The organism is Paraburkholderia phymatum STM815, assembly GCF_000020045.1.
Classification (GTDB): Bacteria; Pseudomonadota; Gammaproteobacteria; order Burkholderiales; family Burkholderiaceae; genus Paraburkholderia; species Paraburkholderia phymatum.
The window spans coordinates 1,883,129-1,896,467 of record NC_010622.1; the positions used below are offsets into that span (position 1 = coordinate 1,883,129).

Annotated in this window: 3 protein-coding genes; all 3 read left to right on the forward strand. The window is 64.7% G+C overall.

The window, feature by feature from the left end:
- Positions 1-1,068 precede the first annotated feature (1,068 nt).
- The 3 genes from BPHY_RS08500 (at position 1,069) to BPHY_RS08510 (ending at position 13,338) form a co-directional block, all read left to right on the forward strand.
- Complete coding sequence (locus BPHY_RS08500; RefSeq protein ID WP_012401061.1) at positions 1,069-1,803, forward strand: Crp/Fnr family transcriptional regulator; 735 nt, start codon at positions 1,069-1,071, stop codon at positions 1,801-1,803.
- Between the two features lie 310 nt (positions 1,804-2,113).
- Complete coding sequence (locus tag BPHY_RS08505; RefSeq protein WP_012401063.1) at positions 2,114-2,824, forward strand: 4'-phosphopantetheinyl transferase family protein; 711 nt, start codon at positions 2,114-2,116, stop codon at positions 2,822-2,824.
- A gap of 506 nt (positions 2,825-3,330) precedes the next feature.
- Positions 3,331-13,338 (forward strand): hybrid non-ribosomal peptide synthetase/type I polyketide synthase, encoded by a 10,008-nt coding sequence (locus BPHY_RS08510; protein WP_012401064.1) that lies wholly within the window; start codon positions 3,331-3,333, stop codon positions 13,336-13,338.
- Position 13,339: the final 1 nt, after the last annotated feature.

Below are 13,339 nucleotides of genomic sequence, written 5' to 3' on the forward strand. Positions count from 1 at the left end.
CTCTGCACCACTCACGCTTTCCCCGTCGACCGTTGCCATTGAAGCAAAGGGCAATGTCCCCGCTCTGTACGAGAACACACGTTGCGGGCCCAATTCGTCTGTGCAGGCGAATGCACGCGCTGCCGCATCAGGTCTGCGCACGTCGCCGAGCCTGTCGTTGTGCTTAGGATTGCGCTGCGGGCGGGTGCAGCATTGCGCCTGGCGATTCCCCTAACCGTGGGAGACGCGGGCGCTGTTGCGAACGGGCGAACGGTGTTGCGGTCGGCCGTCACAGTCACAGTCACAGTCACAGTCACAGTCACAGTCACGGCCACGGGCGCGGGCGCGGGCGCAGGCAGCGCATATCTCACGATTGAGACAAACCCGACACGCGCTCGCCGCGACCGCCCACGCTCCCTGCCTCGCGACCGCGGCGCAACGGCCACCCTCATCAAACGTTTGCGTCGCAAGCGCATCGATGTGGCTTCCATCTGTTCAATTGTGCTGCGACCCAACGCTCGCGCCATTAACGTTGGTATTCGTCCGACACAATCGCACTTGAACCGGGGCGCGCATGAATCACAAACCGTCTTCGGTGCGGCAGCACACCAACGGCATGGAACATATCTGAATCAAATCGCGAAACAGCCGAAACCGCACTTCACCGCGCGTTCCCGGCTGTGGCACGCCTGAATACTGGCTGCGAACTCGCATCGGCTTATCTTCAATGTCCGTAAAATCAGATGTTTATCTACGTTAAATTAAGAACTTTCTCAGCAATGTCTCGTAAAACTCGGTTTGCAGATTTGAAACAAAACCAGACGTTTTGCGGCACCGGCATGCTTTTCGCGCGACGCTGCGCCGCACCAGGACTCATTCTCCAGCCAATTGGCACGGTCCTCGCTAAACGGTTTGCGCAGCGAAAGCCACGACGATGCAACCACCTAAAACAACCGCATCGACGACAGGCTGACGGGGCCGGTTTGTACGATCCTCGCCGCGAACCAGCGGCAACGTAATGGGAGCGCACAGCGCCGGGTTAAAAAGACAAGAGGTCGTGCCGGGCACGGCTTCACGCGAGGACCGATCATGTTGACGCTTCAATCCGATCTGCACGGCAACCATTTGCTCGGCGCATTGCCCTCTCATGAGTGGCAAGCCATTGCCCCTCATCTCGAACTCGTCCATCTGCGCACTGAACAATTGCTGTGCGACTCCGGACAACGCATCCACCACGTCTACTTTCCGACGACGGCCATCATTTCGATGCTGTCGACGATGGAAGACGGCGGCTCCGTCGAGATCGCCGCTGTGGGTCGCGAGGGCATGACGGGCGTGCCCGTGCTGACGGGCGGCGAAACGATGCCGAATCGCGTGCAGGTGCAGTGCTCGGGTTTCGCGTACCGTATGTCTGCACAGGCCCTGCGTCAGCAATTCGCTCGCTCCGACTTCCTGCGCCGGCTGATGCTGCTCTACATGCACGCCCTCCTCACGCAGGTCGCCCAAACGGCTGCCTGCAACCGGCATCATTCGTTGAACAAGCAACTATGCCGCTGGCTCCTGATCGAAGTCGACCGCGTCGCATCGGACGATCTCTCCGTCACCCAGCAGCTGATCGCCGACATGCTCGGGGTGCGTCGCGAAGGCATCACGGAAGCGGCAGGCAAGCTGCACAACGACGGCCTGATTCACCACAGCCGCGGCCACATTCGCGTGCTCGACCGCAAGGGTCTCGAAGCGCGCGCGTGCGAATGCTACGGACTCGTGAAGCGTGAATTCGACCGCTTGCTGCCGCGTCTGCGCGAAGCCGAGACGGTGAGCTAGATTGCGTGCCGGGCATGGTGTCGGCGGCCTCAGCGGCCGCACGCCCGTCCGCATGCCACAGTCTCGAACAGCGCCATGATCAGATAGCGCGTGCTGCCGGCGGTCGCTTGCGGCTCGCATGCTATCGTGTATCCTTGCAAGCGCTGTCACATTGCGCGAAACCCTCGTGCGCCGGACTGCCGTTCCCCGCCTTCGGGCAAGGTGCCGAACTGTCGACGGTCGCGTCGTCGCTCGATACACGTTGCGGCTGCAACATCATCGCGATGTCGGGTTGCAAATCTGATTCAATTCGCGTTGTGTGTTAGCCGCCATGTCTTCTTCTCTCCTGAGTCCGCCCTTTGCGCAAGAAGTCCATGTCTGGCAGTGGGATCTCGAAGCCTGTGATGACGATATCGCGTGCTACTGGGACACGCTCTGCGCACAGGAGCGCGAGCGCGCCGGCAAATTCCGCTTCGACCTGCATCGGCGCCGGTTCGTCGCGGGACGCGGCGAACTCAGACGGGTCCTTGGCCGTTACCTCGGCATGTCGCCGTCGGATGTCGCGATCGGCTATGGTCCGCAAGGCAAACCTTGTTGCACCAGCCAGCCTCATGACTGGATGCTCTGCTTCAATCTCAGTCACAGCGAGAGTACGGCGGCCCTCGCGATATCGAACGGTTTCGAAATCGGCATCGACGTGGAGCGCATCCGGGCGATCGAAGAAATCCTGCCACTAGAAGTGTTTTCACGGCAGGAACGAGCCGACTACGCTGCCGTGCCCAAAGCACAACAACAAACAGTTTTCTTCGAAAGCTGGGCGCGCAAAGAGGCATGCCTGAAAGCGCTCGGCACCGGCTTCATGCTGCCGCCCACCCATTTCGAGTTCGACCTGTCCGTGCCTGGCGACACGGCGCCGCGCCTGGTCGGTGGCGATGCGCGAGAAGCGGCTCATTGGCGCATTCGCCCGCTGTCGTCCGTTGCGGGCTGCACGGGCGCGGTCGCGGCGCGGCGCACGGACTGGTCGATCGTCGAGATGCGTTGACACCCGGCATGGGAGCGTCGAACTGCACGACAGCACGCACCCGCCACACAAGCAGCCAAAAACCGACAATAACGTCGCGGCACTTTGCGCAGACGGCAACAATGCGGACGGTGTCGGTTAGGAATCCAACACTAACGCGCACAGCAGCCTTCGACTCGTGACTGTCGCGTCACAGGACAAGCCTCGCCCGCCGTGTTTCGCCGCCGTAACAAACGCGCGGGCAACGGGCGATTTCAACGATTGCGCGATGTGCACTGTGGGAGCCCGAACACTCGCGGGAACGATGTGTTGTTGCGTCGTTGGTGTGTGCGACGGCGTACGGATAGGCGTCCCGCACAAGTTTAACTTTCACTAACCGAAAATTTCGTACGTCAGGCAGGCGGCGAGCACGCATCGCCATGCACTGCTTTTGCCTGCTGTGGCCGGCCGCCCTGTGTGCGCCTTGCGTGCGTGCATCAGCAAGCGTGGCCCTGCGCACAGCCTTTCAAATCACTGGAGAGCGGCATATGTCACACAGAGGTGAATTTCCAGGCAACGTGCCGGGCGGGACCGACCAGGTGCCCGGCGTGGCCGCGCGCTTCGAAGCCGTATGTGCGGAGTTTGCCCACCATCTCGCTGTGATCGACGCAACGGGTGAAGAAAACTACGCGGCCCTCGGCGAACGTTCGGCCCGCATGGCAACCGTCCTGCACACGCTGGGACTCGAGCCGGGCGAGCGCTGCGCGATCATGGTGCCACGCAGCCGGGACACGCTCGCGCTGATGCTGGCGATTCTGCGCGTGGGCGCCGTCTACGTGCCGCTTGACCCCGCTTATCCGCGCGCGCAACTCGATTTCATCGTGTCCGACTGCGCGCCGAAGCTCATGATCGCCGACAGCGCCGCGCTCGCCAGCGTGGGCGACCTGAACGGCGCATGGATCGATCTGGCCGGGATCGTGAGCTCGTCTGCAACGGCCGCTCAGGCTCCCTTGCAGGCCATGAGTCGCGACGACGCGGCCTACATCATGTATACGTCCGGCTCGACGGGCAAACCCAAGGGCGTGATCGTCCCGCATCGCGCGATTCTGCGCCTGGTGCACGGTCAGACCTTCACCGACCTGTCGCCGCAGACGCGCTTTCTCAACCTTGCGCCGCTCGCCTTCGACGCCAGCACGCTCGAGATCTGGGGCCCGCTGCTGAACGGCGGCAGCGCTGCCATCATCAACGAGGTTCAGCCTTCGCTCGACGCGATCGCCGCAGGCATCGCGCAATTCGGCGTGACGAGCGCCTGGTTCACGGCGGGCCTCTTCAATGCGCTTGCCGACTATCGGCTCGACGCCTTCTCACCGATGAAGGAAGTGCTGACGGGCGGTGACGTGCTCTCGCCCGTGCATATCCGCAAGGTGATGGCGGCTCACCCCGCCCTGCAGATCATCAACGGGTATGGCCCGACCGAGAACACGACCTTCACCTGCTGCTACCGCATCCCGCGCGACGGCGAGGCGCTCGCCAACGGCGACGCCATACCCATCGGCGACGCGATCGCCGGCACGCGTGTTTATATCGTCGACGACAGGCTCGTGCCCGTTGGCGAAGGCGAAGTGGGTGAACTCGTCACGGGCGGCGACGGTGTCGCGCTCGGCTACCTCAATCGTCCTGAACTGAGCGCCGGGAAATTCATTGACGACGTCTTCTCGCCCGGCACGATGCTCTATCGCACGGGCGACCTGGTTCGCCGCCGTCCTGACGGCGCGATCGATTTCCTTGGCCGCAATGACCGGCAGATCAAGATTGCCGGCAAGCGCATCGAGCTCGACGAGATCGAACATGCGCTGCGCGCGGCGCCCGGCGTCGCCGATGCGGCGGTAGCGTCATTCGAGGGCCGCCTCGGCAAGTCCATCGCCGGCTTCGTGAAGGCAGGTGTCGCCGATGCGGCGTCTGCCGCCTTCCTCAACGGCTTGGGCGCGCATCTGAAGGCTACCTTGCCCGACTACATGGTGCCGGCGGAACTGCGTGTCATGGCGGACTTCCCGCTGACGCCGAACGGCAAGATCGACCGCAAGCGCTTGCTTGCGGGACTCGACACGCCTGCCGCGGCACCCGTCGAATCCGCGGCAAGCGACGAAGACATCGCCGCGAAACTGGCGGCCGTGTTCGAAGGACTGCTCGGCAAACCCGTCGATCGCCGCTCGAACTTCTTTGACCTCGGGCTGCGCTCGCTCGATCTGATGCGCGCGCACGCGATCATCGCGCGCGACGTATCGGCGAGAGTCGCGCTTGTGGATCTGTTCCGCCATCCCAATGTCGAGGCGCTGGCCAGCCACCTGCGTAACGCCCTCGGCATGGCTCAGCAAGGGTCCATCCGGGGACGCCGGGACGCACAGAACGGGGCGATCGCTGTCGTCGGCATGTCCGGACGGTTTCCCCGTGCGCGCAATGTCCGCGAGTTCTGGGCCAACATTCTGGCGGGGCGCGACTGCGTCACGCGTTTCGACGTGGCGGAACTGGAAGACAGCTTCGACGACGCCACCCGGCGTGAAGAACGGTATGTGAAGGCACGGCCGATACTCGAGGACGTCGACCGCTTCGACGCCGGCTTTTTTGGCGTGATGGCACGCGAGGCCGCGCTGACCGACCCGCAACAGCGCCTGTTTCTCGAGATCGCGTGGGAAGCCTTCGAGGATGCCGGCTATGATCCCGCGACCATCGCCGGTGCCGTCGGCGTGTTCGCCGGCACCTCGATGAACACCTACTTCCTCAAGCACGTGCTGTCCGATCGCGGCGTGATCGACGAGTTCACGAGCCAGTTCCAGATCGGCGAGTACCAGAAGCTGGTCGGTGCCGGCGATTTCGTCGCCACCCGCACAGCCTATAAGCTCGGCCTCACGGGTCCTGCCATGTCTGTACAGACGGCGTGCTCCACCTCGCTGACGGCGATCGCTCTCGCGGTCGAGAACCTGCGCGCGGGACGCTGCGACATGGCGCTGGCTGGCGGCGTGTCGATCACGTTCCCGCAGAAGCGCGGCTATCTCTACGAAGAAGGCGGCATGGGTGCCGCCGACGGCGTGTGCCGTCCGTTCGATGCCGATGCCAAAGGCACGGTGTTCGGCAGCGGCGCCGGTGTGGTCCTGCTCAAACGGCTCGAAGACGCGATCGTCGACGGCGACCCGATCTATGCCGTGGTGCGCGGCGTCGGCATGAACAACGACGGCTCCGACAAGGTCGGCTTCACGGCGCCGAGCGTCGATGCGCAGGCCCGCGCGATTGCCATCGCGCACGCCGAGGCGGGCATCGATCCCGCCACCATTGGCTATATCGAGGCTCATGGCACGGCGACGCCGCTCGGCGATCCGATCGAGTTCGCCGGCCTCGTGCAGGCATTTCGCCTCGGTGGCGTCGAAGGCGGCCAGTTCTGCGCGCTCGGCTCGGCGAAGGCCAATGTCGGACACCTCGACGCGGCAGCTGGCGTAACGGGTTTCATCGCAGCGGCGCTTGCGCTGCGCGACCGTACGTTGCCGCCGCTCACGCATTTCCGCGCGCCGAACCCTGGCATCGACGTGACGAAGAGCCCGTTCTTCTTCAACGCGGCGGCACGCCCCTGGGCCGATGGTCCGACGCCGCGCCGCGCCGGGGTGAGTTCGTTCGGCGTGGGAGGAACGAACGTCCATGTGCTGCTGGAAGAAGCGCCTTGCCGTGTCGACGCTGCATGCGAGGCTCAAGACGGACCGCAGGTATTGCCGCTCTCGGCGCGCAGCGCGCCTGCGCTCGAACGCGCCAGGGCCAATCTCGCCGGGCATCTGGCCGCCAATCCCCGTCTCTCGCTCGCTGACGTGGCCGCGACGCTGCAAACGGGCCGCCGTGACTTCACGCATCGGGCTGTCGTCATCGCTGACAGTCTCGAACAGGCGCAGGCCAAACTGCAAAAAGGCGCGATCGAAGCACAAGCCCCGCAGGCGGCGCCCGCCGTGGTCTTCATGTTTCCCGGCCAGGGCTCGCAGTATCCGGGCATGGGAGCCGCGCTCTATCGCAGCGAGCCGGTCTTTCGCGAGTGGATCGACAAGGGCGCCGAGGTGCTGGCGCCGCATCTCGGGCTGGATATCCGGACCCTGCTGCTCAGCGAGGCACCGGAAGGCGCCGACACGCCGCACCCAATCCGCTCGACGATCTATGCGCAGCCGGCGCTGTTCCTTGTGGAATACGCGCTCGCGCAACTGTGGATATCGCGCGGCATCAGACCGACGGCGATGATCGGCCATAGCGTCGGCGAACTGGTCGCAGCCTGCGTGGCCGATGCCGTCGCCTTCGAAGATGCGCTGTACCTGATCGCGAAGCGCGGCGCGCTCATGCAGTCGGCCGAGCCTGGCGCGATGCTGGTGGTGCGCCTGTCGGAGGCCGAGCTCGGCCCCATGATGGGTGACGATATTGACCTGGCCGCCGTCAATGCACCGTCGCTCAGCGTGGTGGCAGGCCCCTTCGCGGCCATCAAGGCTTTCGAGGCCAGATTGAAGGCGAGCGACATCGACCATCGCCGGCTGCATACCTCGCATGCCTTTCACTCCCGCATGATGTCCGGCGTCGTCGAAGATCTTGCGAGGATCGCGGATACCTTTTCTTTCGCTACGCCGAAGATCCCGTACGTGTCCTCCGTGACGGGGCAATGGGCGTCGATGGATCAGCCGGTGCGGGGACGCTACTGGGCCAGTCATTGCCGCGACGTCGTGCGCTTCAGCGACGCGCTGATCACAGTGACGGCTGAGAGCAAGCCTCTGCTCCTTGAAATCGGCCCCGGCCGGACGCTGTCGACCTTTGTGATGCAGGGATTGCCGAGAGACGGGCATCTGGGTGCGATTGCCTCCATGCCTGACTTCGCGATGCGCGACCAGGAACTTGCCGTGCTGGCCGAGGCGACCGGGCGAGTGTGGCTGAACGGCGTCACGCCGGACTGGAAAATCGTTCAGGACAAAGCCGCGCGCCGCGTTTCGCTGCCGACCTATCCGTTCGAACGGGAACGGTACTGGATCGACGCGCCTGCCCCTGCCTCATCACGCAACCTCGCGACGCAAGCCGCGGTCATTGCCGCGCCTGCCACGCCCGAAACCATAACCACTACTACGCAGACCACCATGGACCAAACCGTACAAATCGATCGCAAACCGCGTCTCATCGCCGAACTGGCGTCGCTTCTTGGTGAATTGTCCGGCGAGGCGCCCGACATCTCCGATCCGGATGTGACCTTTTGGGATCTCGGTTACGACTCGTTGTTCATGGGACAGGTCTCCCGGCAACTGCGCCGCCGTTATGACGTCACGATCAGCTTCCGGCAGATCATGAGCGACTATCCGACGCTGCCCGCGCTCGCGCAATTCCTCGACAGCACCTTGCCGCCCGACCCGGCACAGCCGGCCGCGCCCGCCGCCGCTGAAACGGCAGCGGCCACGGCCACCGCCCCCGTTGCCCTCCCTGCACCGGCTGCTGCCGTGGCTGCCGCGTCTGTCGTCGTCGCTGCAGCGCCCGTGACGAGCGCGACGTTCGTGCCGGGCGCAGCGACGGGCGATATCCCGTCGGTGATCCGCGACCAGATCGCGGCGATGCAATCCCTGATGGCGCGTCAACTCGACGTGCTGCAAGGCGCGCCCGTGGCCATCTCGCAACCCGCCGCCGTGCAGGCCGCCGTGGCGCCCGCGCAGATCGTCGCGGCAGCGCCCGTGGCCACCGCGCCGCAGCCGGCTGCCGCGCCCGTGCGCGCCGCCGGTCCCGAGATCAAGTTCGAGGAGAACCGTCCCACGCGCTTCACCGCTTACAAGCCCGGCGCGAGCAAATCGGCGGAGATGACGGATGCGCAAAAGGCCTTTATCGTCGATCTGACCACGCGCTACTCGGCCAGGACACCCCAGTCGAAATCCCGTACGCAATCCTATCGGCCGGTGCTCGCCGATCCGCGCACGGCAAGCGGCTTCCGCGAGGAATGGAAGGAACTCGTCTATCCGATCGTCGCGCAGCGCTCCAAGGGCTCGAAGATCTGGGATATCGACGGCAACGAATATATCGATATCGTCAACGGCTACGGCCAGACTGCGTTCGGCCACACGCCCGATTTCGTGGTGGACGCCGTCAACGCGCAGATGGCCGAGGGTTTCGCGATCGGACCGCAATCGCCGCTCGCCGGTGAAGTCGCGCAGATGTTCGCCGACATGACGGGCCATCAGCGCGTGACGTTCTGCAATACCGGCTCGGAAGCCGTGATGGCCGCGATGCGGCTGGCGCGCACGGTGACGGGCAAGGACAAGATCGTCTGCTTCGACGGCGACTATCATGGCCAGTTCGACGAAGTGCTCGTCAAGCCGGGCAGCGAAGCAGGCGTGCCCCGCGCGTTCCCGCTCGCCCCCGGCATCCCGCAACAGTCGGTGGGCAACATGGTCGTGCTGCCGTATGCCCGCACGGAAAGTCTGGAGTGGATCAAGGCCAACATCGACGATATCGCCGGCGTGCTGTTCGAGCCCGTGCAGTCGCGTCATCCGAATCTGCGTCCGAAGGAATTCGTGCAGCAGTTGCGCGACGTCACCGCCGCCAACGACTCCGCGCTGATCTTCGATGAAGTCGTGACGGGCTTCCGCGTACACCCGGCCGGCATGCAAGGCTACTGGGGCATCAAGGGCGACATGGCGACCTACGGCAAGGTGGTCGGCGGCGGCCTGCCCGTCGGCGTGCTCGCCGGCAGCGCCCAGTACATGGATGCGCTCGACGGCGGCCAGTGGCAATTCGGCGATGCGTCGGTACCCGAAGTCCCGCCGACCTTCTTCGCCGGCACCTTCGTGCGCCACCCGGTGGTGCTGGCCGCGATGAAAGCGGTGCTGCTGCATCTGAAGGAAGCCGGCCCGTCGCTGCAGGAAACGCTCGCGGGCCGCATGAACGGCCTCGTGCAGCGTATCAACGCGTATCTGGAGAAGGTCGGCATCGCCACGCGGGCCGAATCGTTCTCGAGCTGGTTCTACGTGAACTTCGCGGGCGAAGACCGGCTGGGCAGCCTGTTCTATCCGTACATGCGCTACCTCGGCGTGCACGTGATGGAAGGCTTTCCCTGCTTCCTGACGACGAGCCATTCCGACGAAGACATCCGTAAGATCGGCGATGCTTTTATCGCGAGTATCGATGCGCTGCAACGTGTCGGCATTCTCGGCAACGCGGCGCATACGGCGTCGGCGCAGACCGTGCCGGCGCAAGCCGCGCCCGTGCAACTGACGCAGGCGCCGCTGACCGAGCCGCAGAAAGAGATCTGGATGTCGGCGCAACTGGGTAATGAAGCCTCGCTGGCGTTCAACGAGTCGTTCACGCTCGAACTCATGGGCAACCTGAACGAGGGCGCTTTCGAACGCGCCTTCGCGGCAACGATCGCCCGCCATGACGCGTTGCGCGTGCACTTCTCACGCGTTGGCGACATGATGTTCGTCGATCCGGCGACGACCGTGCCGCTGGAGCACATCGACCTGTCCGGCCACGCGGACCCCGCGGCCGAACTCGCGACGATCGTCGATGCCGAAGCACACGAAGTGTTCGATCTCACCCGCGCGCCGCTGGTGCGCGCCGCGCTGGTGCGGCTCGAAGCGCAGAAGTGGGCGTTCGTGTTCACGGCGCACCACATCATCTGCGATGGATGGACGATCAACATTATCCTGCGCGATCTGCAGGCGCTCTACGAGGCCGAGGTGTCGGGCAAGGAGGCCGAACTCGACGAGGTGCAAAGCTTCCTCGCCTTCGCCAAGGCGCAGGATGAGGCGGGCGTCGACGCGAATGCACGCGACTTCTGGATGAACCTGCATCGCGATCCCGCGCCGCAACTGGAGTTGCCCGGCGATCGCCCACGCCCGGAGATCAAGAGCTTTCGCGGCGCCTCGACGACGCGCCAGTTGAGCGCCGATCTTCTCAAACAGGTGAAAACGGCTGCATCGAAGCAGGGTTGCTCGCTGTTTGCCGCTCTATTCGGCGCCGCGCAAGTGCTGTTCGGGCGTCTGGCGGGCAATGACGATATCGTCCTGGCTGCACCGATGGCGGGACAATCCCAGGCGGGCGAAGCGCTGCTGGCCGGGCACTGTGTCAACTTCCTGCCGATGCGCGTCAGGTTCGACCGCGACAAGCCATTCGCCGCCCACATGAAGGCGGTGCGCGATCACGTCTTCGACGCGGGCGACCGGCAGAACTACACGTATGGTGCGCTGGTGCGCGATCTCGGTATCAAGCGTGATTTCAACCGGCTCCCGCTCACCGATCTGCAGTTCAATCTGGAGAAGGTCGACGCTCAACTCGACATGGCCGGCGTCACCACGCGCTTTACGCCGAACGCGAAGGCATACAGCAACTTCGATCTGTTCATGAACATCATCGAGTCGGCGCAGGGCCTTCGTCTGGATTGCGATTTCAACAGCGACATCTATGACGAGGCGACGGCACAGCGTTGGCTCGGTCACTACGAAACCTTGTTGACAGCCATCGCCCGCGATCCCGAGACGCCCATCGCGGCCCTACCTCTGCTGAACGAAGCCGAGATCCACTACCTGCGCGACGAACTGAATGCCACTCAGCGTGACTACGATCTGTCGCAGACCGTCCCGGCGATGCTCGCCGTGCAGGCCCGCAAGACGCCCGATGCGACGGCCGTGTCGGACGAGTCGAGGCGCCTGACGTATCGCGAGATCGATGCGCATGCCAGCCGGATTGCGCGCAAGCTGGTGGCGGCGGGTATCGCGCCGCGCTCGCGCATCGCGCTGGCAATGGACCGCACTGCGCTGACTGTGGCCGCCATGATCGGCGTATGGCGGGCCGGTTGTGCCTACGTGCCGCTCGACATGATGATGCCGGCCGCCCGCCTGCAAGTGATTCTCGAGGGCGCCGACATCGCCGCCATCCTTAGCGACGCTGCCAGCCGGACCGTGCTGGAACCGGGCGAGCATCGTGTGCTGGAACTGGAGGCTTGCCTCGCGCAAGCCGACGATGAAGCCGTGACGCTCCCCGCTGTGTCGGATAGCGATTCGGCCTACGTGATCTTCACGTCTGGTTCGACGGGCAAGCCCAAGGGCGTGGAGATTCCCCATCGCGCACTGACCAACGTGCTGCTGTCGATCGCGGAGAAGCCGGGCTTTACGGCGAGCGACCGCATCGTCGCAGTCACCACGTTCACCTTCGATACGTCGGGTATCGAACTGTACCTGCCGCTGATCGTCGGTGGGCAGACGTTCATTGCAGGCCATGCAGAGGTGCGCACGGGCTACGAACTGGTGACCCGGCTGAAGGACGAAGCGGCCACCATTCTCCAGGCGACGCCGTCGCTGTGGCGCATGCTGCTGGAAGCGGGCTTCAAGGCACCGGCGAACTTCCGCATCATCTGCACGGGCGAAGCATTGCCGCGCGATCTCGCCGACCAGCTGCTGGCAACGGGTGAAGAGGTGTGGAATCTCTACGGTCCGACTGAAACGACGATCTGGTCTTCCGGCTCGCGTGTGGTTGCGAACCAGCCTGTGCTGATCGGCGCGCCTGTCGCCAATACTGACATGCATGTGCTCACCGACGATTTTCATCTGGCGCCGCAAGGCGTGAGCGGCGAACTGTGGATCGGCGGCGAAGGCCTCGCCAAGGGCTACCTGCACCGCCCCGACCTCACCGATGCCGCCTTCAGGGAGATTGCCATCGAGGGCGCTGCGCCGCGCCGGCTCTACCGCACGGGCGACCTTGCAAAGCGGCTTTCCGACGGCTCGCTGCAACACCTCGGCCGCCGCGACCAGCAGATCAAACTGCGCGGCTTCCGCATCGAGATCGAGGATATCGAGGCCGCGTTGCGCAAGGCGCCCGGCGTTGCCGCAGCCGCCGTCGCACTGCATACCGTCGGTGGCAGTGCACGGCTCGTGGGCTACATCGTCGAGGCTGCCTCCGGCAAGGTCGACCAGGGCGCGGTCGCGGCGCATGTGGCCGGCACCTTGCCGACCTATATGGTGCCGACGCTGTGGATGAAGCTCGACGCGCTGCCGCAGACCAGCAGCGGCAAGCTCGACCGCAAAGCCCTGCCCGTGCCGACGGCCGATATGGTCGCTACCCCTGTTCGCCGGCCGCACGTGGCGCTCAAGGTAGTGCCGCCTGCCCCCGCGCCGGCTGAACCGGTGGCTGTCGCGATCGAACGGGTCGCCGTGGCAGCGGAACCGGTGGGGATGACCACGGAACCTGTGGCGTCGGCCAGCGAACCGGCCGCCATGACGCCCACCCAGGCCACGATCGCCGGGATCTGGGCGGACGTGCTCGGCCTCGAGCACGTCGACATCGACCAGCAGTTCTTCAGCCTCGGCGCAGACAGTCTCCACCTGTTCCGCATCGTCGCACGGATGAACGAGCGCGGACTGGGTGTCGATGCGCGTCAACTCATGAAGAACGTGACGGTCGCCGAACTGGCGGCGACCCTCGACGGCACGCAGGAGAACGAGGTGAAGCAGGCGCCTGCCGTGTTGCGTCCCTCGATCCACAACTTCAAACGCAGACATGCGGAGGGAGTCTGAG

What these genes read in the sequence shown, in the direction of transcription:
- BPHY_RS08500 (WP_012401061.1), top strand. Translation starts at nt 1,069, where the DNA reads ATGTTGACGCTTCAATCCGATCTGCACGGCAACCATTTGCTCGGCGCA.
- BPHY_RS08510 (WP_012401064.1), top strand. Translation starts at nt 3,331, where the DNA reads ATGTCACACAGAGGTGAATTTCCAGGCAACGTGCCGGGCGGGACCGAC.
- BPHY_RS08505 (WP_012401063.1), top strand. Translation starts at nt 2,114, where the DNA reads ATGTCTTCTTCTCTCCTGAGTCCGCCCTTTGCGCAAGAAGTCCATGTC.